The sequence below is a fragment of the Sorangium sp. So ce296 genome (genome assembly GCF_051529605.1).
In the GTDB taxonomy this organism is placed as follows: domain Bacteria; phylum Myxococcota_A; class Polyangia; order Polyangiales; family Polyangiaceae; genus Sorangium; species Sorangium cellulosum_D.
In genome coordinates this window covers 1,646,291-1,669,591 of record NZ_CP150325.1, presented here as the reverse complement: position 1 = coordinate 1,669,591, position 23,301 = coordinate 1,646,291, and the positions used below count along the sequence as shown (strand labels likewise).

13 protein-coding genes are annotated in these 23,301 nt (G+C 72.5%); 3 read left to right on the top strand and 10 right to left on the bottom strand.

Translation table 11 applies throughout. From position 1 onward, the window contains the following. The first annotated feature begins 87 nt into the window (after positions 1–87). On the top strand, positions 88–597 hold the full coding sequence (locus WME98_RS06295; RefSeq protein WP_061626663.1) for a DUF6194 family protein: 510 nt from the start codon (positions 88–90) through the stop codon (positions 595–597). A 35-nt stretch (positions 598–632) separates the two neighbouring features. Here the strand turns inward: WME98_RS06295 and WME98_RS06290 are convergent, their stop codons facing one another. The 6 genes from WME98_RS06290 to WME98_RS06265 all read right to left on the bottom strand — a co-directional run bounded on the left by WME98_RS06290 (position 633) and on the right by WME98_RS06265 (position 7,773). After that, entirely contained in the window at positions 633–2,219 is a 1,587-nt protein-coding gene (locus WME98_RS06290; RefSeq protein WP_437950472.1) for a trypsin-like peptidase domain-containing protein, read from the bottom strand. A gap of 374 nt (positions 2,220–2,593) precedes the next feature. Then, on the bottom strand, positions 2,594–3,409 hold the full coding sequence (locus WME98_RS06285) for a DUF7107 domain-containing protein (RefSeq protein ID WP_437950471.1): 816 nt from the start codon (positions 3,407–3,409) through the stop codon (positions 2,594–2,596). 66 nt (positions 3,410–3,475) lie between these two features. Further along, positions 3,476–4,255 carry a hypothetical protein gene (locus WME98_RS06280; protein ID WP_437950470.1) on the bottom strand — a complete coding sequence of 260 codons (780 nt, stop codon included), beginning with the start codon at positions 4,253–4,255 and terminating at the stop codon, positions 3,476–3,478. Positions 4,256–4,304: 49 nt separating this feature from the next. Continuing rightward, positions 4,305–4,922, bottom strand: coding sequence for an RNA polymerase sigma factor (locus tag WME98_RS06275; RefSeq protein ID WP_437950469.1), 618 nt, complete (start codon positions 4,920–4,922; stop codon positions 4,305–4,307). Between the two features lie 52 nt (positions 4,923–4,974). Beyond that, positions 4,975–6,072, bottom strand: coding sequence for a hypothetical protein (locus WME98_RS06270; RefSeq protein ID WP_437950468.1), 1,098 nt, complete (start codon positions 6,070–6,072; stop codon positions 4,975–4,977). Between the two features lie 39 nt (positions 6,073–6,111). Next, positions 6,112–7,773 carry a pectate lyase gene (locus WME98_RS06265; RefSeq protein WP_437950467.1) on the bottom strand — a complete coding sequence of 554 codons (1,662 nt, stop codon included), beginning with the start codon at positions 7,771–7,773 and terminating at the stop codon, positions 6,112–6,114. A 472-nt stretch (positions 7,774–8,245) separates the two neighbouring features. On the opposite strand from WME98_RS06265, the gene WME98_RS06260 reads away from it, so the two are divergent. Both WME98_RS06260 and WME98_RS06255 read left to right on the top strand, forming a co-directional pair. Then, positions 8,246–10,666 (top strand): hypothetical protein, encoded by a 2,421-nt coding sequence (locus tag WME98_RS06260; RefSeq protein WP_437950466.1) that lies wholly within the window; start codon positions 8,246–8,248, stop codon positions 10,664–10,666. A 599-nt stretch (positions 10,667–11,265) separates the two neighbouring features. Beyond that, positions 11,266–13,044 carry a right-handed parallel beta-helix repeat-containing protein gene (locus WME98_RS06255; RefSeq protein ID WP_437950465.1) on the top strand — a complete coding sequence of 593 codons (1,779 nt, stop codon included), beginning with the start codon at positions 11,266–11,268 and terminating at the stop codon, positions 13,042–13,044. A 102-nt stretch (positions 13,045–13,146) separates the two neighbouring features. Here the strand turns inward: WME98_RS06255 and WME98_RS06250 are convergent, their stop codons facing one another. The 4 genes from WME98_RS06250 to WME98_RS06235 all read right to left on the bottom strand — a co-directional run bounded on the left by WME98_RS06250 (position 13,147) and on the right by WME98_RS06235 (position 23,295). Then, positions 13,147–16,782 (bottom strand): FG-GAP-like repeat-containing protein, encoded by a 3,636-nt coding sequence (locus WME98_RS06250; protein WP_437950464.1) that lies wholly within the window; start codon positions 16,780–16,782, stop codon positions 13,147–13,149. A gap of 117 nt (positions 16,783–16,899) precedes the next feature. Continuing rightward, positions 16,900–18,423: a hypothetical protein gene (locus tag WME98_RS06245; protein WP_437950463.1), complete on the bottom strand. Its 1,524-nt coding sequence runs from the start codon at positions 18,421–18,423 to the stop codon at positions 16,900–16,902. An 8-nt stretch (positions 18,424–18,431) separates the two neighbouring features. Further along, positions 18,432–21,080: a TonB-dependent receptor domain-containing protein gene (locus WME98_RS06240; RefSeq protein ID WP_437950462.1), complete on the bottom strand. Its 2,649-nt coding sequence runs from the start codon at positions 21,078–21,080 to the stop codon at positions 18,432–18,434. Positions 21,081–21,339: 259 nt separating this feature from the next. Continuing rightward, on the bottom strand, positions 21,340–23,295 hold the full coding sequence (locus WME98_RS06235; protein WP_437950461.1) for a serine/threonine protein kinase: 1,956 nt from the start codon (positions 23,293–23,295) through the stop codon (positions 21,340–21,342). Positions 23,296–23,301 lie beyond the last annotated feature (6 nt).

Genomic DNA, 23,301 nt, shown 5'->3' with positions numbered 1-23,301 from the left:
CCGACGTCAAGCCGCCGCGCGCGAGCCGCCGTCGGGCCTCGGCGGATCTCCGAGGCGCCAGGACCAGACACGCTGGAGGGAGCACCCATGGACGAAGTTGCCATCGCCCGATACATCGCCGACACGTTCGCTGGCGTCGACGTCGAGCGCCCGGAGGCCGGCGGCAGCGCCCCGGAGCTCGCGTGGGGCGATACGTTCTTCATCTACGATCCCGAGCGCAACCTCGAGCCCAAGCACAGGTTTCCGTTTGCGACCATCGTCACCAAGGATTACGGCGACTTCGACCGCGCCTCGAACCTGGATCGCCCGGGCGTGTTCCGCCTGAACATCGGGGTTGGCAAGGACACATACCGTGCGTTGTTTGGCGCCCCGCCGCCCTCTCCCGGCCAGGCGGGCGCAGAAAGCCTCGCGAACGCTGTCCATGACTTCACGGCCCTCGACCGGATCATGCCTCACCCTGTCTATGCGCCGCAGTCCTGGGTCTGCGTGCTCAACCCGAGCGACGCGACGTTCGAGGCGGTGCGGCCGTTGCTCGCCGACGCGTACGAGCTGGCCGTCAGGAGGCGCGCCAGATCCCGGGCCGCGGAGGAGCCCTGACCAGGCGCTGGACCCGACCGTGGCGCGCGTCGTGATCAGATCCCGGCCGGGCTCGAGGTCAGCGCGCCGCCGAGCGAGATCCAGCTCGACCAGCCGCCGTCGTAGTACTTGTGCCAGATGGCGTTGTCGGTGCCGCGCGCGAACACGACCAGGCGCCCCTCGGGCGTGACCGCGGAGCCGGGCTGATCCACCGTGGCGCCGCCGAGCGAGAGCCAGCCGGACCAGCCGCCGTCATAGTACTTGTGCCAGATGGCGTTGTCGGCGCCGCGCGCGAACACCGTCAGCCGCCCCTCGGCCGTGACCACCGCCGACGGGCCCGAGGCGATGGTGCCGCCGAGCGAGATCCAGCTGGACCAGCCGCCGTCGTAGTAGCGGTGGACGAGCTCGCCGCTCGAGCTCCTCGCGAAGACGACCAGGCGCCCCTCGGCCGTGACGACCGCCGCCGGATCGTGCGTCGTCGCGCCGCCGAGCGAGATCCAGCTGGACCAGCCGCCGTCATAGTACTTGTGCCAGATGGCGTTGTCGGTGCCGCGCGCGAACACCGTCAGCCGCCCTTCGCGCGTCACGGTCGCGGCGGGGGCCGACGCGAGCGGGCCGCCGAGCGAGGTCCAGCCCGACCAGCCGCCCTCGTAGTACTTGTGCCAGATGGCGTTGTCCGAGCCCTTCGCGAACACCGTCAGCCGGCCCTCCCGCGTGAGCGTGGCGGAGGGCGCCGAGGTGAGGCTCCCGCCGAGCGAGGTCCAGCCGGACCAGCCGCCGTCGTAGAACTTGTGCCAGATGGCGTTGTCCGAGCCCTTGGCGAACACGACGAGCCGCTGCGTCACGTCGCGCAGGATCGGGGACTCCTCGAGGATCGACGTGATCCTGACGCCGGAGTTCGCGCCGCCGCTCGAGGTGCACCCGCCGTTCGTATGGACGCCGACGATCTTGCCGGACGCGGCGTGGAGCACACCCGAGCCGGAGTTGCCGCCGAGCGTGTCGAGCGAGCCATACTGGATATAGTCGCCGCTGAAGCTGGTGGCGGGGCCCGCGTCGACCTGCTTGGGCTCGCCGCTCGGGTGGCCGATGACGGCGAGCATGTCGTTGACGGCGGCGTCCGTCGTCGAGACCACCGTGAAGCCGTAGCTCGCCGCGGCGCTCCGCGCGAGCTGCACGATGGCGTAATCGAGGCCGCCTTGCCGGTACTCGCGCAAGGACACGATGTCGAACGACTCCGCGCTCCTGAGGTTGCCGCTCGGGTCCTCCTGGTAATCGAAGTTGACGCGCATCTCGACGGCCCCCTGGCTCGCCGAGATCGGCGTGCTCGAGGCGGTCCGGGGCCAGGTCCAGCCGTTGCCGTCGGGATCGAAGCAATGGCCGGCGGTCAAGAAGAGGTTGTGCGCGATCAGCGTGCCGGAGCAGGTGCGGGTGCCGCTCACGTTGCCCGGGTTCGCGTAGCGGGACGCGAGATCGCTCTTCCACTGGATCTGCCCGACCGGGGACTCATGCGCTCCGACGAACCCCGTCGTCACGCCGAGGGTGCCGTCGTACTGCTCGACGTGCTGGAAATCGGTCGTGGTGCCGCAGATGGTGGGCTGCGCGACCTCACCCACGAGCTGCTCGTCGAGGTCGGGCGCCGCCACGCAGCCCATCATCATCGCCGATGCCGCCGTCAACGCACTCGAGACCCTCGCGGAAATTCGCATGTGGATTCACCCTCGGTTCGTGTTCCGCAGGTCGACGGGGAGCCCTCCCGGCCATCGCCGGATCCGGCGGCGCCAGGGAGGCGTGCCTGCTTGTCCGGAGCCATGGCAACCTCGATGCCACCGGCGCGCGCGGCCGATCGGCGCGATTCGGCCGCGAAAACGACCGGTGCGCCGGCTTCAAGGCGCCCGGCTAGAGGCTGCAGTCTTCAGGGGTGGCGGCTCGCGCCATCACCTGGAGAGCGCCACGAGCGATCCGCGCCGCGGTGGCGCGCGGCATGCCGTCCGGGGTGGAGGAGGCTCACGGCGCGGTATCACAACGTGGACTTGCACTCCTCAGAGATACACACGTGGTTCGCGGGGCAATCCGCGTCCGACGCGCAGAGCTGGCCCGACGGCCCCTCGCACGTGTCACCGGTGCAGATCTGACCCCGGAGGGGGCAGTCGGCGTCGATCGTGCAAGGCGCAGGGCCATCGGCGATGCAGGTGCCGTTTCTGGCGCAGAGGAGAGCCCCAGGGCAATCGGCGTCCGCGGCGCATTCGGGGTCGACCAGAGGCACGCAGCGCTCCGTGCCCTTCGCCGGCAGCGTGGACTTGCAGACTTCACCCATGCACACGTGGTCTTCGCCGCACTCCGCGTCCGACGTGCAGTGAGCCTGCCCCGGCCCCTCGCAAACGCCATCGGAGCAGAGCTGGCCATAGACGGGGCAGTCGGCGTCGGTCGCGCAGAGCCCCGCGCCGAAGCCGCAGGATTCGCCTCTCATGCAGAACTGGTCACCCGGGCAATCCGCATCCGTGGTGCACTCGCAGAACGCCGAGCCATGGACGCAGGCGCCGCTCATGCAGGTCGACCCCACAGGGCACTCCGCGTCGACGGTGCACTGGCCGGACGCCGCGCCGTCGACGCAGGCGCCGTTCACGCAGGAGCGCCCCGAAGGGCAGTCCGCGTCCGCGGCGCAGCTCGCCTGGCACGCGCCCGCGCCGCACGTCTCCCCTGGGCCGCATTCGGCGTCGGTGCTGCACGCGACCTGCTGCTTGTCCTGCCCGATCGCGATGATCTCGGGAGTGCACGAGAACATCGCCGCCACGATCGTCAGGCCCGCTGCGCCGATGAGCCTCTGGATTTTCATGTTCGCTCCTCTCCACCGGCTCATGGTCGCGCGCGGAGGAATCCGTGTGAGAAACGTCCTCTCGAATCATTTCTCTTCGCACGCAGCGCGCACGCGGCCCGAGTACGGCGAACCGGGGCTCTTCCGCAGGAGCTCGACCATCGCCGCGCGACCTTCCGCCGTCTTGCCGAGATCGCACAGCGCGACGACGCGGGCAGCGGCCCGCTCCTCCCGCAGCTCTTGCCCGCCCGCATCCGCGGCGTCGAGCAGCGAGAGCGCGCGCGCCGGGTCGCCGCGCCGGAGCGCCTCGTGGACCTCGCGCAGCCGCTGCGTCTCGGCGACGAGCGGGTCTTCCGCCGGCACCTCGGGCGGCGCTCCCGGTCCGCCGGAAGCGGCGGGCCGAGGCGCCCGCCTGGGCGTCGTGGGCCGCGTCCTCGCCGCCTGGGGCGGGTCGAGCTCCTCGCCTTCCGCCGGCTCGATCGGCCGGGGCGGCGCGCGCGGGCTCTCCGCGGGCGCGCGGTCGTCGCTCGCCGCCGGCTGCGCCGCGGCCGCCGCGCGCGCTCTCTCGATGACCGCCGCGCTGGCCGTGCTCGCGCGCGGAACGGCCTTCGGCTCGCCCTGCGCCGCATGCAGCGCGGTCACGACCGCCGCGGGCGCGAGCAGCGCCACGACCCCCCACGGCAGCGCCGCCTTGGCCGAGACCATCGCAAAGCCGGCCTTCGCGGCCCCGCCCGCCGTGACGGCCGCTCCGGCGGCCAGGCTCTTCCGCAGCTTCGCGCGCACGCGCGCGCGGTCCGCCGCCGTGCTCCGATCGCCGTTGCGGGCGGCCTCGATGATCGATCGCGACAGGGGCCCGAGCTGACTCATGCCTCCCTGCCATTCTGCGTGCTCCGCGCCGCGCGCCGGGGCCCTGCGTTCATCGCGACCTCCACCCGTCGCGCGCCCGCAGGCGCGCCACGCCCTGCTCGAACTCCTTGCGTGCCGCCCGGAGGCGCGCGTAAACGGTGTTCAGGTTGGCCCCGGTCGCCTCCGCGATCTCCGGCGCCGTCATCTGCTCGAGCTCCGCGAGCACGAAGACGGCGCGCTTGTGGTCGTCCAGCCCCTCGAGCAGCGCGTGCAAGAGCCGCGTCGCCTGCGCCTGCGCCAGCGCTTCGTCACCGCCGGCCGCGCCGCTCTCCACCTCGTCCGGATCGAGCGGCGGGGCCAGCGATCGCGCGAGCGGGCTCTTGCGCACGTAGGCCCTCCGGTGCTCCCGCGCGACGCGCGCGACGATGCCCGAGAGCCACGCGCGGACCGTGGAACGGGGCTCGAACGCCGGGAGCTTCCGGTGGACGACGAGGAACACCTCCTGCACCGCGTCGTCGGCGTGGCAGTCCGGGACGCCGAGCCGGCGTACGTTGCGCCAGACGAAATCGAAATAGCGCTCGTAGATCGCGTCGAACTCGAGCGCGACCGCGCAGTCTGCCGCTTCTGCCGGGGGCGCAACCTCCGCTCCGGCAGACTCGGCGCTCAGGGTGACGGCATGGGCGGCCACCCTCGCCCATGGCCAGCGCGCGCCGATTCCGTGAAGAAAACGACCGCGCCCGTCACAACGCGAGCTCGAGCCCCAGGGCCGCCCGCGCCGCGACGCTCGGCTCGTGGACCTCGCCGACGCCTTCGAGCACGAAGCGCGGGCGCTCGAGCGGCACCACCGCCTCGAGACGGAGCCTCAAGCGCATCCACGGCGCCACGATCCAGGAGGCCGCCGCGCCGCTGCGTAACGCGACCCACACGCCGCTCCCTTCGCCTGGGTCGCTCACGCCGTACCCCTCGGCGTGCATGCGCCCGAGCTCGACGCCGGCGCAGGGCACGCCGACCTCGAAATCCGGGCGAACGGCGCGCTCGAGAGGCGGCAAGAGGGCGCACGCCGTGAGGGAGCCGGCGACGAGATCGATGGTCCCGCCGGTGCCGGGCTTGGCCGCGGACTCCGCCCTTCTGCCGGGCCAGAACGAGGCCCCGGCCTCTAGCCGCGCGGGGCCGACGACGACGCCCGCCCAGGGCTCGATGGCGCCGCTCAGCCGCTGCATCGTGCCCAGATCGCTCATGCCGCCGAGCCCGACGCGAAACAGGGGAGCTCTCTCGGCCGAGCCCTCCGTCGGCCGCGCGCGCGCCCGCGTCGGCGGCGCGGACCTGGGCGGGGCCGTGGGCGGGCCCCTCGGCGGCGCGGGCTCGGCGGCGCGAGCCGCGGCGGCCGGGGGCTCCGGGGCGGGATTGGCCGGACGCGCCCCGGCGATCGAACGATCGTCCGCCGCTGCCGTGCCCGACCGCGCCGCGGCGTCCGGATCGATCGCCATCGCCACGATGAGGGCCCCCGCGTCGGCGAGCGCGCGGCACGTCGCGCCGCGCACGGTCCGCGCGCTGCTCCATCCGTCGCGAGAGAGCTCGATGTGCAGCTCGAAACCGCTGCCCGCGGGCGCGATCGCGCCCACCGCCCGCAGCGCGCCGCTCGAAGGGGGGCTCTGGTCTCCGAGGAGCCGGGTGATCTCGGCCTCGACCGCCGCGCCCTCGGGGCAGCCGGCGGGGGCCGTCCACCGCAAGGCGAAGGGGCGATCGTCGGCGCGCGCGGCGCTCGAAGCGAGGGGCGCAACGCACGGCGCCACGATCGCAAACAGCAGCGCTCGCGCCCTCCTGCGTGACGTACGCATGCGCGCCGCATGCTACCACGGGGCGCACGCGGCGGGCCGCTAGCGAATGCAGGCTTCGTGGGGCAGTCCGAGGATGGCGTCGCGCCCCTCGGAGAGCGGCGAGTTGAACGGCACGGCGCCGTCTTTGCCCGCGGTCGCATTGACGTAATCCACCAAGTCTTGGCCGGCGCGGAGCTTATGCACGCCGATCAGCGCGCGCGATTCCCCTGAGTAATCCTGGGAGAGATCCCGCGCCGCGCCGCCGCCGCCCGAGACCGCGGCTTCGTAGGTCGCGTCGATGACGCACTCGTCATCGGAGAACCAGGCGAACGAGCCGGTAGCGGTGAAAGTGCCGTCGTCCACGACGTTGCTCGAGAGCCGCTTCGTCGTCCATTCGTTGAAGGCGGCGCCCCGATCGCTCTTCTCGCTCTGGACGGGCGTTCCGCCCAGAAAGACGTTGTCTTCGAACAGCAGGGTGCCGCCGACCCGCACGCTCGCGAAATCCTTGTAGTAGTTCATGAACACGTTGTTGAACATGTGCGAGGAGCCGCGGCGCAGCAAGGGCACCCTCCGGGCCGTGCCGCGGCCTTCGTCGTAGAACGGCTCGCTGGTGATGAACGCGTTGTGATGCATGGTGGTGGTGATCTGAGCGTCGATGGTGTGGTCGTCGCTGGATCCGTGCAGGGTGGCCCGCTTCACGTCGAGGACGCGGTTGAACGACATGGTGATGTCGTGGGCGCCGACCTTCACGTCGAAGGCGGAGTCCCCGGTGAAGCTGAAGCTGTTCTTGTGAATCCAGATGTCGTGGGACGCGCCGGTGGAGCGGATCATGTCCGGATCCAGGCCGTGGTCTTCCACGTGACCGGCGCCCTTGAAGCTCAGGTGGGTGAGGATCACGCTCTCGGCGGTCTGGGTCGGCGTGCCGGTGCTGTCGCGGCCGATGGCGAAGCCGCTGAAGCGAAAGACCGCGCGGCTCATGCGACCATCGATGGTGGTGTTGGAGCCGATCACCACGTTGCGGATGGGCAGGCTCGCGTCGTTCAGGGCGACGTTGAAGAACTGATGTTCGCAGTCGGCCGCCGGCACGCCTTTGGCGCTGCACCACTCCTGGTAATTGACGCACTGCCGCTCGGTGGCGCCCAGCTTGGCCAGGACCGCGGGCTCACCGCATTTCAGGCGGTACATGGCGATGTCGTGATCGCTCTTGAAATCGTCCTTGTCGAACACCACCCAGTTGTGCTCGTCGCTGGAGACGGCGTCGTAGATCTGCTGCTCCACCGAGACATCGGAGCGGGTGGTGATCACCGTCAGGCGGCTGTTGCCGTTGGGGTCGAAGCCGCCCAGCGCTTTTTCCCCGTACCCCACCGGCCGCCCCAGGGTCTGCGCCAGGCACTGGACGATCTCCTGGTCGCTCTTCAAGGACGACTCGCGCCAGTTGATGTCCGGGTTGGTCACCAGGTCGACGCAGTCCGCGGAGGTCCCAGGATCGCCGGGACCGCCGGAGGATGAGCTCTCGCCGCCCGACGCAGCGCTGGAGCTGCTGGACGAGGGACCGGCGCCGCCGGCCGAGGCGCTGGAGCCGCTGGACGAGGCACCGGCGCCGCCGGCCGACGCGCTGGAGCCGCTGGACGAGGAGCCACCGGAGCTGGAGCCCGTCGTGTCGTCACCGCAGGCGGGGAGGGCGGCCATCAGCGCCGCAAGAGAAAGCGCGCGCAGAGACATGGTGCGCGTGAACAGGACCCGGTGTTGCATAGGACCTCACGCATCAGCAATACTCGGGCCACGGAGCGCAGCCCGCGCGATGACCTGAACGCGCGCCTCTGCTGTAATGTTTCACCATAGCCCGCCTTTCGCCATTCTCCGCCGAAAGATCCAGTCGCCACCGTCAAATGGTGTTGTACACGGTGTCAACCCGGAGTTGACACACGGACCCGCCGGTGCGTGGGCGAGTCAACGTGAATAGAGCCGCTGCGAGCGTATAGAAGTGCCGTCAACACGGCTGCACACATGCGTCGCCGGCGCCGCTGCGCACGATTGCGACGGTCGAATGGATTCCCTCTGTCGAGATCCTGTGATGTGCTCGTAGAATTGCGTCCTGCGCTCATCGTCGCATCGCGAGCGCAAGGAGCCTATGCACCAGGTTCCTGTCCCGGGGGCTGGTGAATCTCGGGACGTCCGCACGGAAGGAGAGAGCATGAGCATCGAGGTTGGCGCCGTCGCGTGCATGAGGAGGGTGACGAGCTTGCTGGCCGTCGGCGCAGGGCTGCTCGCGGGAGGCTGCGCCGAGGTATCGACCGGCGAGCCGGCGGCCTTGGGGAGCGCCCGCCTCGCGTCGTCCGCGCTCGGCGCCGATCGCACGGAGGAGCGCCGCCACCACGGGCACGGGCACGGGAGCGGCGGCGCGCGCGGCAGGTGGCGATCGCGCGGCGTGGGCGGCGGAGGAGCCCTCTTTTCACCGTCGATCAACCCCCACGACGGCCGCGAGATCTTCATGGCCAGCGACATGCGGGGCGTGTACCGCACGAGGGATTTCGGCAGGAAGTGGACGAACCTCGATTTTCGCGACATCCAGGGCGGCGTCCTCTCGCAATTCCGGTTCACCGCCGACCCGGATGTCCTCTACGCCGTGACCTACAGAGGCCCCGAGGACGTCATTTTCGACGTGGCCACGCTGGCCAAGAGCACCGACGGGGGAGCGACGTGGGACGCGCCCGTCACCACCCCGGGGACGCCCGGAGACGCCCACTACCTGTTCGCGGACCCCTGCGACACCGAGCGGCTGCTCATCTCGGACACGCGCCAGCTCTACGCTTCGCTCGACGGCGGCAGCAGCTTCCACCTGGTCCACACGACGGACTGGTCCGGCGGACTCCGGGTCGGCGGCGTGCACTGGGACGGCGACGACATCTACGCCGGCACGAGCGACGGGCTGCTCGTCTCGCGCAACGGCGGCGCGAGCTTCGCGCTCGACACCTCGATCGGCGGCCTCCCGCAGGGCGAGAAGATCGTCTCGTTCGCGGGGGTCGGGCACGGCAGGCGGGCCCGCTTCTTCGCGGTCACCTTCTCCGCCGCCGACAGCGGCGGCAACCCCCTCGTCACCGCGAACACGACCGGCGGGGAGCTCGACGCTTACGCCGGCCTCTATCGGCTCAAGCTCGGCGAGAAGCGCTGGATCCCCGCGACGAACGGGCTCGGACCGAGCGACAAGCTCGCGTTCGTCGCCACGTCCGCGGACGACCCCGGCGTCGCGTACGTCGCCGGCGGCGACCGCCAGACGCTCGCGCCCATCGTGCTGAAGACCGTCGACGGCGGGGCCAGCTGGCGGCACGTGTTCCGGAGCGATCACAACGCCAACATCGCCACCGGCTGGAGCGGGTTCGGCGGCGACATGGGCTGGGACTTCGGCGAGTACGCGCTCGGCCTCTCGGTGTCGCCCGAGGATTCCCGCCGGGTGGCGATCACCGATCTCGGGTTCGTCCACGTCAGCGACGACGGCGGGAAGAGCTTCCATCAGGCGTACGTGGACCCGGCGGACGAGAACCGGAGGGGCACGGATACCCCGAAGTCCCGGTTCTACCGCACGAGCGGCGTCGAGCAGACGTCGGGCTGGTGGCTGAGCTTCCCCGACAAACACACCATCTTCGCTTCGCTCACGGACATCCGGAGCGCCTACAGCGAGGATGGCGGCAGGTCGTGGGCTCGCGACGGCGCGAACGGCCTGACCCTGAACACCACCTACCACGCCGTCCAGCACCCGATCACCGGAGCGCTCTACGCGGCCACCGGCAGCGTCCACGACATCTACCAGAGCCCCTGGATGCGCGACGCCCGCATCGACGGTACGGAGGCCCGCCCGGCCAGAGGGGGAATCATGATCTCCGAGGACAAGGGCGCCACGTGGTCGCCCGTCGTCGATCTGGGCCGCCCCGTCATCTGGCTGGCGCTCGATCCAAACGATCCGGACCAGCTCTATGCGAGCACGGTCAACAGCGTGTCGGGCGGCATCGTCCGCCTCGATCTGAGCGCGCCCGGCGCGGCGCCCGAGCCGCTCCCCGCCCCGCCGCGGACGCAGGGGCACGCGTTCAACGTCCACGTGCTGAAGGACGGGAGCATCGTCGCGACCTACTCCGGCCATCAGCCCGGCAACACCCGGACGTTCACCGATCGATCGGGCGTGTTCCTCCTGCCGCCCGGCGCGTCGGCGTGGGAGGATCGCTCCTCGCCGGAGATGCACTACTGGACGAAAGACATCGTCGTCGATCCGAACGACCGCACCGAGAGCACGTGGTACGTGACGGTGTTCAGCCACGATGACCGCTTCTTCGGCGGGCTGTACCGGACGAGGGATCGCGGTTTGACCTGGCAGCGCATCAGCGACAAGGTCCGCGTCGAGTCGTGCGCGATCGACCCGCGCGACCCGGACCGCATGTACATGACGACCGAGCGGGACGGGCTCTGGATCACCGAGAACCTCAACGACGACGCGCCGACGTTCTTCCGCGACGACGGTTACTCGTTCCAGCAGCCGGTGCGGGTGTTCTGGAACCCGCACGACCTCGACGAGGTGTGGACGGTCAGCTTCGGCGGGGGCATGCGCGTCAAGCGCGAGCGCTGATCGCGCCTCCCTCGTGCAGCGTCGGGCTCGAGCGCGAGCCCGGCGCGCGCGGGAGCTCGCGGCTCCTGCGGCGCAACGCCCTGTCGCAGGCCGCGCGCCCGTCCTTCACGAAACCCGCTCGGCCGTCGTGGGCTCGTCCCCCGATCGCCCCGGCGGGCCTCCGCGACGCGCTCGGAGGCGGCGCTTGCGCAGAGCCGTCGAGCGTGACAAGCCACGTGGCATTCGCGGCCGCGGGGCGGGCCCGAGGGACGGAGCCTCCGGCGCGTTCACCGCAACGGGCATACCGGTCTCGAGAGCGATTGTCGCGGACAGCCCCGCGCTCCGCTGACTGCGAGCCAGCGCGCCCCGGCTCGCAGCATCCACGTCGTCGACGTGCCTCTCCGCGCTCGCTGGGACGGGCCGCCGCGCCGCGCGCGGCACGCCCGCTCAGGAGAATCGCTCATGCCAGACGCGTGGAGTGGACGGTCGTGCGATCGCGTCGCGGCTACCCCGGCCGGGGTGGCCCGCGTCTTCGCACAGCGATGCTCCGCTCGACGCCAGCGCTCGCTCCTTGCACCTGAAAGTCCCGGATTACCCCCTCGTCCGAGAAGGAGGTATGTGTGTCGTTGGACCAGCGGTTTGTGAAGATCTGGATCGGAGTCTTGCTCGCGCTCGTCTCCGCTCCAGCCGGAGCCACCCCGCCCCCGGACAGCGCCGGCTGCGACGAGGCTGGCTGGGGGGTTCCCCCTGATGCGATGGAGAGCGCTGCGTCCCGGGATTTCTGCGACCTCGATGCGCCCTACACCGAGCCGCCCTTCGTGGCAGACGAGACGACCGGCGTCGCCTGCCCTGATGCCGCCGCGCTGTCTCCGGTCTGCACGGGGCCCTTCTGCCCCGCCAGCGGCGGTTGCCTCGGGACCAGGACGCTGCACGAGGATCTGAATGCTTGCCAGGGGGCGCGCTGCTGCCTGCCGGGCTCCGTCGACCCGGACGGCGTGGTCAACGTCCTTCCCTACCTGGCGAGGCCGGCGGAATGGCCGTTCTCCGCCGACGCGTCCGTCGACCACAGCACGAACGTCGACGACAGCCCGGGCATCGCGACGGCCATCGAGTGCGCGGCGTCGCTGCGCGCCCGCAGGCGCATCGTGGCCTTCCCCGCGGGGCGATACGTGCTGCGCAGCCCGCTGCGGCCTCACTACGACGCGCTGACCCTGGAGGGGCCGGAGCTGTCTCCCCACGCCGGCCCGGGCGATCCCGGGACCGCGACCCTCGTGGCGATCCCCTGCAATCCGGAGCAGTACCCCGGGGCCATCCAGGTCAGCGAGGTCGTCAAGCGGGACGGGACCGCCGTCAGCGCGGTCCGGGGGCTCTGGATCCGCAATCTGCAGATCGCGCTCACGGATGGGCCACGCAGGACGGCCAACAGCGGCATCCACCTCAACACGTGCGCCGACTGCAAGGTGGAGAACGTCATCGTGCGCTACGCGCCCCTCGCGCCCCAGCTCCCTTCCTGCAAGCCGTCCAATCTGGAGGGCATCGGCTTCTCCTGGGGCTCCGGGGGCGTCATCCGGAACGTGATCGTGGACGGCACCGCGAAGGGCGGCATCTACCTGTCCTCCATCGCCGGGCACCACGACACGCCGCCCATCCTCGTGGAGAACTGCGAGATCAAGAACATCAACGGCCCGATCGGCGCCAGCGCGATCAAGATCATCACCGCCAACGTGACCGTGCGAAACTGCAATGTTCACCACAGCCTGATCCATCCCGTCGACGGCTCCGCGACGGGCAGCGGCGGACATGGCCTGTGGATCTCCGCCCAGGTCCCCCCTAGGCCCGGGATCCCCAGCGCGGTGCCGGCGAACGTCGTGGTCCAGGACAGCTACTTTCATCACAACGGCGGCGCCGGCGTCATGCTGGCGAGCGCCATCGAGGAGGACCGTCCGACGGGGATCCTGATCGAGCGGGTCGTCTCCGCATACAACGCGAGCCACGGCGTGCACGTCCAGGCAGGCACCGGGGTGGCGCTCCGGGACGTCGCGTCCTGGGGAAACGGGCTCTACGGCGTGCTCCTGAGCTCGCGAACGACGCTGCCCGCGACCGCGGTCCGGGTGGGAGACGTGACCCTGAAGCGATTGCTCGTCTTCGACAATGCCCTGCGCCTCACGTCGGGCTCCCATCCCGGTATCAAGATAGAGGCCAGCGACGTCACGGTCCGCGGCGCCACGGTGGGGCGCTGCGACCCCTCGCGCGGGAGGCAATCACAATCCATCCAGCAGCAATGCTGGATGTCGGGGCCGGCTGGCGCCCAGGCGCTCTTTCATCCGGAGGATAACGTCATCTCGGGCGTGAGCACGCAGGGCGTGAGCGCGCCGGAGGTGCTGGCCTGCCCCTATTGAGGAGCGCCGGGAGCGGCGCGGGCAGGGGCTGCCCGGCGGCGACGGCGACGCGGGCGCGCCGCGCAACGGCTCGCCCGGCTGCCGCAGCCCCGCGCGCCCCGCCTACGCCCTCCGCCGCCGCCCCCAGAGCGCCATCGCCCCGAGCAGCGCCGCCCCGAGCGCCGCGCGCTCGCCGGCCCCGCCCCGCGGATCCCCCGCGGCCGCGCAGGCGCAGCCGCCGCCCAGCCGCAGGAGGACCTGCGCCTGCTGCGGGCCCTCGCACAGGTCCACGGTGAGCGGTCGCGCCGCGCTCCGCCCGCCCCCCTGATCGAGCGGCGTCTCGAGGTTGCCCGTGTTCCGGTTGTCGTGGTGGAAGCTCTCCCACGCGACGAGCGCGTCGGTCGTCGCCTCGGTGTGCCACGCGAAGAGCCAGCCGTCGCGGGTGCCCACCACGACCTCGAGCGTCCCGTCGCCGTCGAGGTCGCCCACCGCCGGCGTCGTCGCGATCGACTGGCCGGTGAACTTCGGGAACCCGCGCGGCTCCCGGCCGCACCCGTCGAAGGCGTGCAGGAAATAGCCGCTCGAGCCCGTCAGCACCTCGGGGTAGCCGTCGCCGTTCAGATCGACCACCGCCTGGCTGCTGCCGACCGTGTGATCCTCGAGGACGAACGGCGCGCGCGGCAGCATCGCGCCCGACCGGCCGCTCCAGACCGCGAGCAGGTGAGCGGGCCGCTCCGCGCCGCGCTCGCCCGCGAGCGCCAGCGCGGCCGCCTCCGAGGCGCCGGCGGCGATCACGTCGGGGGTGCCGTCCTGATCGACGTCGCCCAGCGCCGGATGCGAGAGCAGCGGGAGCATCGTCCGGGCGCCCGCGGCGGGCGAGAGCGGGCCGAACGTCGGATCGAGCCCGGCCGCCGAGCCGCCCCGCGCAGGCGGCAGCGCGCCCGCCGGGGTCGACAGGAGCCCGTCCTGCGCGCCCGGCGAGGCCGGGAGCACGAGCGGCGGCGCGCCGTTGCCCTGCACGACCCCCGCCAGCGTGCCGCCGAACCGGCCGACGACGCCCGAGGCCGCGATCCCCTCCGCGACGAGCGGCGTGAGCGAGAGCGACGGCATCGTGACCGGCCAGCCCGCGAGCACCGGCCCGGAGGGCGCGGCGGCGCCGCGCGCGTCGAGCACGTAGACCGCCCCGGCATCGCCGTCGTCGCCGAGCCGCTCGCTCGACCCGACAAGCAGGTCCGGGAGCCCGTCGCCGTTGAAATCGGCGACGGCCGGCGTCGCGAGCAGGCGGCTCCGCGCCGGCTCCCGGGCCAGCGGCCCCTCGTAGTGCACCTCCACCGGCCAGCCGCGCAGCGCGCCGCCGTCCGCGTCGAAGGCGTAGACCTTGCCGTCGAACGCCGCCTGGATCACGTCGAGCAGGCCGTCGCCGTCGAGGTCGGCGAGGACCGGCGCGGCGAACGCCCCCCGCGCGATCCGCGCGTCCGCGGACATGCACGGCGCGCTCGCCGGCGCCCCGAGATCGAGGGGGCAGGAGGGGACCTCGGGCAGGCGCACCGGCCAGCCGTCGCGGAGCGAGCCGTCCGCGCCGATGACGTAGACCGTGCCCGGCCAGGTCGAGATCGCGATCTCCTGCGCGCCGTCGCCGTCGAGATCCGCGATCGCGGGCGCGCCCAGGATCGGCTCGCGGCCGAGCTTGTCCCAGGCCACCTCGTCGTACGCGCGGGCGCGCCGGTAGGAGGCGGGCGAGGCCTCCGGCGTCTCGGGATCGAGGCCGTCGGCGTGGCGCGTCCGGAACGGGAACCCCGGCAGCGGCTTGGGGCCCTTCGGCGTCGCCTTCAGCACGCGCAGCTCGCCGCCGGCCGTGGGGTAGATGATCTCGCGCCCCCCGTCGCCGTCGAGGTCTGCGAGCTTCGGGCTGCCCTCGCCGCTGTCGCCGATGAGCAGCGGAAAGCCGTCGACAAGCGTCGGATCGCTGGCGACGTAGTAGGTGCGCCGCGCCTCGCTGCGCACGTCGCCGGCGGCCCCGCCGTAGCGGGCGGTCGCCCAGGCGCGCACCGTGATCGCGCGGTCGTTCTCGCCGTGGGGGCTGTCGGCGTCGCGGGCGTGGGACGTGTCGATGGTGCGCACGTCGAGCGAGGCGAGCGGGCCGCCGGCGCCGATGACGACCGTCGGCGCGACGTTCACCTCCCGCTGGAGCACCCTGAAGTCCGACTCGAGCGGCTGCACGCCGGGCGCCCACTCGATCGCGTAGTCGTACGCCGTCGCCCGCTTCGCCGAGATGGTGCCCTCGATCGGCACGGGCACCTGCACCTGGTCCTTGTAGAGGACCTCGAACCAGCGCGGCGACGTGAGGTCGATCGCGGGCGGCACGCGCCCGTCGCGCAGCGCCTCGACGGCGCGGTTCGCGTTGACGCGGCCGTGGCCGAACCGCTGATCGAACCCCGGCTGCGAGGCGCGGTACGGCGACCCGGGCTCGCGCGACTCGGGCACGTCGATGTCGTCGGCGCTCACGATGAGCAGGCCCTGCGCCTCCGCGGGCGACAGGGCGACGCCGCGCTCCAGGGCGGCGGAGTACAGGAGGCCCGCGACGCCGGCGAGCTCGGCGGTCGCGTCGCTGGCGCAGCCGGCGCTCGACACGGCGAGCAGGTTGTTGCCGCCGAAGCTCGAGCACGGGGAGGCGTCGAGGAAGGTGGTCGACGTCCGGACGCTCTGGCCGTCGTAGCGGACGGCGCTCACGGGCAGCGCGTGGTTGCTCATCGCGGGCGCGCTGTGGTGGCGCGAGCCCTCGTCGCCCACCGACGCGACGACGAGCGTCCCCTCGCCGTGGGCGTAATCGAGCGCCGCCTGGAGGAAGGCGGTGCTGTCGACGGCGGTCACCGGGCACTGCACGACGTCGGCCCGGAGGTCGGCCGCGTAGAGGATCGCCTTCGCGAGGTCCTGCGCGTCGGCGACGCGGCTGTCGCCGACGCGCAGCGGGACGACCCTGCACAGCGGGCAGGCGCCCGCGCCGCCCAGCCCGTTGTTCGTCTGCGCCGCCGCGACCTTCGCGCCCTCGGTGCCCTGGCCGTTCAGGGTGTCGTCGAACGGATCGTTGTCGTTCTTGAAGAAGTCCCAGCCCGCGATGTCGTCGACGTAGCCGTTGTCATCGTCGTCCTCGCCGTCCGAGAAGTGGAGGAGGAGATCGCCGGCGTCGAGCCGGCCGTTCCCGTTCCGATCGCCCCGCGGCCGCCCCGCCGACGCCGCTGGCGTGAGCCCCGGCGTGTCCTTGTAGTCCGAGGCCGAGAGGACCCCGTCGCCGTTGCAGTCGAAGCCGGCGAGCTCGCCGTCGCCCGCGCACGGCGTGCCGTCCGCGTGCAGCGGCTTGTGGGGTTCGAGCTCGCCCCGGTTGAGCCACACCTTCTCGAGGAGATCGTCGTCGTCCCAGAGGATCCCGGAGCCGGTGACGGCGATCCGGACGCGCGGGTCGCCCTGGGTGCGGCGCCAGGCGAGATCGATCGCCATGCCGGCGGCGGACTCCTCCGGGCGGGGGCGCACGCTCCCGCTCGGGGCCGGGAGGAAGGAGTAGAAGCTCCACTGCCCGCTCTGCGTGGCCGAGGGGCCGTACTCGGGATCGTTCGGCCAGTTCTCGGGATCGGCCATGTCCGCTGCGCTGGCCGAGGCGGGCGGCGGCCAGCCGCCGGACGCGTCGGAGGGAACCAGCGCGCCCGCCGCGGCGCCGCCGAGCGCCCCCAGACAAGCAAGCGAGGGAAAGCGAAACCAGCGCATGGGCCTGGACCCTACCATCGGTGAAGGCGCGCGAGGGAACCGGCGCGCGCGGCGCAACCGGCGCTCTCCGCAGGAAAACGGCGCTTCTTTCGGGGCGGGCGCGGAGGCGCGAGGCGCTCAGGGCAGGCAGAGCGCGGGGGTGGGGTGCTCGGCGCAGTACGCCGGGTCGTCCGGCGGACCGATGCGGAGCACCATGTCCTGCGAGGCGAGGCGCGGCCGCGCGCCGCAGACGTCGGGGGACGGCGCGGACTCCGACGGCGCGCACACGCCGGCCTCGTTCGGCACGGTCCAGGCCTGGCCGGTGCCGTAGATCAGGTTGAGCGCGTAGCGACCCTCGGGCAGGCAGCCGTAGACGATCTCGATCGGGCGCCCGAACTGCCGGGCGAGCGCCTCCTCGACCCTGTCCTGCTCGGCGATGATGTCGTTGCCTTCCTTGTCCTTCGCGTGGCTTACCACGAGGACGCCGCCCCGCTCCGGCTCGGTCGGGCGCATGCAGAGCGCGGCGGGCCGGACGCCGACGAGCGCGCTGTCCCGCGGCTCGTTGAGCGGCTCCGCGCCGAGCGTGGCCGTGGTCAGCAGGTCGTCGTAGATCGTGAGCCCCTGGAGGAGCACCGCGGGCGCGGCCTGGCTGACCAGCGGATCGTCGGCGCTCTGCTTCGCGAACACCGCGATCGGGAAGAGCGCCGGGAGGAGCGCCGAGTCGGGCACGTGATCGTCGCCGTCGATCGCTCCGTCGCCGTTCACGTCCTGGCGCGCGTACGTGAGGGTCGGCGCGGGCTCGCCGCCCACCGGCAGCGAGATCGGGGGCTTCGCCGCGCTGGCGATCTCCTCGTCGGGCACGCCCGCGGCGAGCCGCAGGCGCAGGAGCGACGCCTCGGTGCCGGCGGGGTTGGTCGGGCTGAACGTCTCCAGCTGGAAGTCCGAGGCCATGACCACCTCGCCCGGGCCCTCCTCGACGCCGTCGGGCGGCGCGAGCACCTCGGCGACGTGGAAGATCGGCCGCTCCAGCGGGAGCGGCAGGCCGAGGGTGACCGCGATGCCGCCGACGCGCGCGCCGGTCGCGGGGATCGGGGCGGCGAGCGCGATCTCGCGGTACCGCGGGGCGGCGCCGCCGAGCGCCTCGGCCGCGTTCTCGATCGCGCCGCCGGCCACGTCGCCCCGGGTCGGCAGGTTGGCGATGCTGAAGATCGGATCGAAGTCGCCGTCGTGGTCGTAGAAGGCGCGGACCTGGTAGGTGCCGGCGGGCAGCGGCGACAGCCGCCACGTGGCGCTCACGGTCACGGGCGGATCGTCCGGCGCGGGGCAGCGGAGCGCGCCGTCGCTCGTGCGATCGAGCGCGGCGCCCAGGCCGCCGAACAGCTCGTCGCCGGGGATCACGTCGAGGCTCGCGGCCGAGGTGCCGAGCCCCTCCGGCGGCGGCAGCAGGCGCGTGTCGAAGCCGAGCACGATCGCGGCGCCGACGACGCGGCCGTCCTTCGTGCAGGGCCGGGGGCCTGAGTAGGTCACCGTGCCGTCGAGCACCCCGGCGGGGCCGCTCTGGTCCGGCAGCGGGATGAAGACGTCCGCGTCCTCGCACCCCGGGAGGGCCGCGAGGAGCGCGCCGAGCAGGAGGAGACCGGTGCGGGGCTTGGATCCGAGCATGGAGGTGCCTAGAGCGAGTACCGGAAGAATCCCATGAAGCGCCGGCCGATGCGGTTGCCGAACGGGTGCATCTGCAGCGGCGCCTCGCCGAGGCCGTCGAGCGCGTTGAAGACGGTCGCGGAGATCTCGGCGCGGTTGTCGAGGAAGCGGTAGCCGAGGCGCGCGTTGAGCAGCGTGTACGCGGGCAGCGGGTAGACGGTGGTGGCGATGACCGTCCCCGCCGGGACCTGCTCGGCCCACGCCTGCGCGGACTGGTAGTGGAACGTGACCTCGCCGTCGACGCCGATCGGGGTGCGGACCTGGACGCCGGCGTTCACCTTGTGCCGGCTGGTGCGCTCGTCCTCGGGGGCGTTGCACCCGGCGGGGCGCTGCTGCTCCGACAGGTTGAGCGCGTAGTTGGCGAAGATGTCGAGCCCCTCGACGGGGTAGACGCGGCCGCCGAGCTCGCCGCCGATCACGTGGTAGACGTCGCACTGGTTCTCGAAGCCGCCGAAGCCGGACGTGTAGCGCCCCGTCTCCGGGTTCAGCCCCCCGATCCCCTGGGCGCGCTGCGAGAGCGTCATGCGCTGCGGCTCGGCGAGCACGATGAGATCGCTCACGCGGTTGTAGTACGCGGTGACCTCGAACTCGAAGTAATCGCTCTGCTGGTTCAGGTAGCTCGCCTCGGCGGTGATGATCTGCTCGGGGTCGATGATGACGTCGGACCGGACCGGCGGCCGCGTGGTCGAGAGGAGCTCGAGGCCGGGCAGCGCGAGCTGGATCGGCAGGTCGACGTACGCCTCGAGCGACGTGGGGGAGCGGAACGCCGTCGAGCCGGAGAGGCGGATCGCCTGGCGGGCGGCCGGCTTGACGATGACCGAGCCGCGCGGCGACGGGATGAGCCGCTCCAGGTAAGGCACGTAGTCGAGCCTGCCGGAGGCGACCACCGTCACGCGCTCGCCGAGCTTCATCGAGTCCTGGAGGAACACGGAGCCGTGGTGCTCGATCGGCATGTCGCCGTCGAGGTAGCTCCAGTCGGTCGCCTTGAGCCGGTAGCCGAGGCCGATGTGGAAGTCGTGCGCGACGGCCGCGGGCGCGCGGAGCGTCTTCGCGAACTCGAGCTCGGCGTTCACGATGTGCTGGCGCGGCCGCCCCGCGTACAGGGTGTGCCCGAGGTACGCGGCGTTGAGCAGCGAGGTGCCGTCGAGGTACGAGTAGTACGTCCGCGCGTTGACGTTCTCGCCGCGGTACGCGACCGAGGCGTCGGTGTTGGCGACCTCCAGGTTGTAGTCGTTGAACGGGCCGATGCCGTAGATGTCGAGCTCGCTCCGGGAGTAGCCGGCGCCCACCGCGAGCTCGCGGCGCGGCCCGAGCCGCTGCGAGGCCCGGAGATCGATGCGCACGTTCTCCGCGCCGAGATCCTGGCTCTGGCCGCTCGTCTCGAGGTCGATGCGGTCGCCCGCGACCTCGCGCGTCCACCGCGGATAGCGCGTGTAGCCCGCGGACAGGCGGTACGCGAAGTCGCCTTCCCGCGCGGAGGCCCACACCGAGCCGTAGCCCTGCTGGTGGTCGCCGTAGCCCGCGCGGAACCCGCTCTTCCCGGCGCCGGGCTCGATCGTGATGATGTTGACGATGCCGGCGAACGCGTCGGCGCCGTAGAGCGCCGAGCCCGGGCCGCGCACCACCTCGATGCGCTCGATCTGATCCACGTCGATCGAGAGCGCCTCCCAGAAGGTCGAGCCGAGCACGTCGTTCTTGACCGTGCGCCCGTTCACGAGGACGAGGAGCTTGTTCGCGAGGCGGCTGTTGAAGCCGCGCATCGAGACGTTCTCGTCGCCGCCCGTGATCTGCATGACGTCCATGCCGGCGACGCGCCGGAGCAGCTCCGGGATGCGGGTCATGCCGGAGAGCCGGATGTCCTGGCGGGTGACGATGGTCGTCGAGTTCGGGGAGTCGAGCGGGCTCTGGGCGCCGCGCGACGCGGTGATCACGGTCTCCTGGTAGACGTCTTCGGTGCGGGCGGCGCCGACGATCCCCGCGGCGTCGACGTGCGCCGCCTTCGAGGCCGGCGCGGGCGCCGGGGCCGCGGCGGCGCCGGTCGGCGCCGCGGTCCCCGCGGGGGGCTGCCCGGCGGGGGGCTGGGCGGGCGCGTCGCCGGGGGCGGGCTGGGCGGGCGGCTGCGGCTCGGGCGCGGGCGGCTGCCTCGCCTCCGGGGCCGCCGCGGCGCGCTGCGCGGCGAGGCGCTGCTCCAGCTGCTCGACGATCCGCGTCACCTGGTCCCGGTCCGCGGGATCGCTCGCGAGGTACTCGCGGTACGCGGCGATCGCCTGCTCGATGTGGCCGGCCTCGGCGTGCGCGCGCGCGATGTTGAAGACGACGTTCGGGTGGGGGAGGATCTCGTTGGCCTTCTGGAGCTGCCGGATGCCCTCGTCGAACTGCTTCTGGGCGATGAGGTCCATGCCTGCCCGGAAGTGGAGGCGCGCCTCGGTGCGGGCGTCGGCGAGCGCGCCGCGCGCGGCGGTCGTCGCGCCGAGGGCGACGGCGCAGGCGAGGAGCCGCCGCGCGAGCGCCGCGCCGCTGCGCGGCCGCGCGGGGCGCGGCGGGCGGGCGTCGTGGGTCGGTGCGGGCGCCGGGGCGGCGCCGTTCCGGCCGTGCGAGCAGGAATCGGGAGACGACATGAGTTCGCCCTGTCCTCATCGGGGCCGGGGGCGCGACCGCGACCCACCGGCGACAAAGGCCGGGCCGCGACGGCGATCCCGGCGAGAGCTCGGGAGCGCGGACGGCGCGGCTCCCCACATCACACCGAACACTTCATCGACGAGGGGAGCGCCCGGCGCGCCCCTCCCGCGAGCGCGAAGCCGCGCTGGTCATGACGAGCGGCTCTGGCCGCGAAGGCGCGGCGATCCTACCAGAGCGGCCGGCGCGCGTGCGCGCGCGTCAGTAGGGGTTGCTCTTGTACGGATCGGCCTTCTGGACGTTCGCCCTGGGCTTGCTCGGGGCGCCCGGCGCCGCGATCGGGGCCGGGTCGAGCCGCGCGCGCACCCTCTCCTCGGCGCCGGAGACGCGCACGATCGCGGGGCGATAGCCCGCCTTCTCGAACACGAGCTCGTGCTCCGACGCGAGCGCGGCCGCCGTCCCGCGCCAGATGATCTCGCACGGCGTCTCGGCGCAGAGCTCCTTGTTGCCTTCCCGGACCGCCGCCCCGGGCGGCGTGCTCTCGACCTGCAGCGGGCGCGCCGCGGGCGCGCTCGCCGCCGGGGGCGCCTCGGCCGCCGGGGGCGCCTCGGCCGCCGGGGGCGCCTCGGCCGCCGGCGAGCGCCCCGCGCCCTGCTCGCGCGCCGCGGCGCTCGTCCCTGGCGCCGGCGAGCGCGTCATGACGGCGGCGACGCCGACCACGGCGGCGAGGGCCGCGCCGATCGCCCAGGGCGCGAGCCGCCTGCCCGGGCTCGCGCCGGGCTGGGTCGACGAGAGCCCGTCGGCGTGCGGCGCCGGGCGCGCCCCGACCGGGTCGGTGCCCATCGGGTCGGTGCCCATCGGGTCGGTGCCCATCGGGTCGGTGCCCATCGGGTCGGTGCCCATCGAGTCGGTGATCGACGGGGCGACGAAGAGGGGCGCCACCGGCGGCCGGAGCCCGCTGTCGGTGGCGATGGGGGCGGTCAAGGTGACGGGCGAGCTCGTGGGAGGCGCCGAGTTCGGCGTGGAGAGGCCGGGGATGTCACCCGTCGTCGAGTACGACGGCGTCGGCGGATACGACGGCGTCGGCGGATACGACGGCGTCGGCGGATACGACGACGCCGACGGATACGACGGCGACGATGGATACGACGGGGGCCGCGGATACGCCGGGAGCGACGGGTACGAGGGCGCCGACGGGCGGTGGCTCGCCGCGCCGGGCAGCATGGGCGCGGTCTCGCCGGTGTCCCGCGTGGAGATGCCCCCCGCGGCGAACTTGAGCGCGGCCAGGAGCTCGTTCATCGAGGAGAAGCGCTGCGCCGGGTCCTTCTCCAGGCAGCGGTAGACGATCCCCTCCATCGTCTGAGAGATGGAGAGGCTCGGGTTGTGCGCCTGCATGGGCGGGACCGGGTCGTTGACGTGCGACATCAGCGTCCCGACGCTCGCGCCCTTGTCGAAGGGCACCTGGCCCGACAGCATCTCGTACATCATCACGCCGAGCGCGTAGATATCGGTGCGCGCGGACACCCCGCTGCCGGCGATCTGCTCGGGCGCCATGTACTTGGGCGAGCCCATGAACAGGCCCTGTTGCGTCAGGTCCTCGCCGCTCTGGGTGTCCTTGACCAGCCCGAAATCGAGCACCTTCACGTGGTCGTGCTCGTCCTCGTGGTCGACGAGCAGCACGTTGCCCGGCTTGAGATCGCGGTGCACGACGCCGAGCCCGTGCGCCTCGCGGAGCGACCGGCAGATCTGGCGGGCGATGTGCGCGGCGCGCGCCTCGGGGAACGGCCCGTCCTCGCGGAGCACGCGGTGGAGGGTCTTCCCCTCGATGTACTCCATCGCGATGTAGTAGATATCGTCGTCGCTCTGGCCGTAGTCGAACACGGTGACCGTGTTCGGGTGCGAGAGCTTCGCCGCGGTCGACGCCTCGAGGAAGAAGCGCCGGTGGAACTCGGGATCGTGATCGCCCTCGTACTTGGGGCTCAGCACCTTGAGGGCGCAGATGCGGCCGAGCGGCGCCTGCTCGGCCCTGTACACCTTGCCCATGCCGCCGCGCGCGATGACGCTGACGATCTTGAAGCGGCCGTTGATGACACGCCCTAGCAGCGGATCGGGCGCGGCAGCCCTCGAGCCCCTCGCGCTGCCGGTTACCTCTGGCTGTCGGCCCTCGGGCATGTCGTGCCTCTCCTCGGGCAGCGTGAGGAGGTGAAGATTGGACACACAGCA

Excerpts from the sequence above, each read along its gene's own strand:
- WME98_RS06265 (WP_437950467.1), bottom strand. The coding sequence starts at position 7,773 with ATGTCTCTGCGCGCGCTTTCTCTTGCGGCGCTGATGGCCGCCCTCCCC.
- WME98_RS06250 (WP_437950464.1), bottom strand. The coding sequence starts at position 16,782 with ATGCGCTGGTTTCGCTTTCCCTCGCTTGCTTGTCTGGGGGCGCTCGGC.
- WME98_RS06260 (WP_437950466.1), top strand. The coding sequence starts at position 8,246 with ATGAGCATCGAGGTTGGCGCCGTCGCGTGCATGAGGAGGGTGACGAGC.
- WME98_RS06295 (WP_061626663.1), top strand. The coding sequence starts at position 88 with ATGGACGAAGTTGCCATCGCCCGATACATCGCCGACACGTTCGCTGGC.
- WME98_RS06270 (WP_437950468.1), bottom strand. The coding sequence starts at position 6,072 with ATGCGTACGTCACGCAGGAGGGCGCGAGCGCTGCTGTTTGCGATCGTG.
- WME98_RS06240 (WP_437950462.1), bottom strand. The coding sequence starts at position 21,080 with ATGTCGTCTCCCGATTCCTGCTCGCACGGCCGGAACGGCGCCGCCCCG.
- WME98_RS06245 (WP_437950463.1), bottom strand. The coding sequence starts at position 18,423 with ATGCTCGGATCCAAGCCCCGCACCGGTCTCCTCCTGCTCGGCGCGCTC.
- WME98_RS06280 (WP_437950470.1), bottom strand. The coding sequence starts at position 4,255 with ATGAGTCAGCTCGGGCCCCTGTCGCGATCGATCATCGAGGCCGCCCGC.
- WME98_RS06285 (WP_437950471.1), bottom strand. The coding sequence starts at position 3,409 with ATGAAAATCCAGAGGCTCATCGGCGCAGCGGGCCTGACGATCGTGGCG.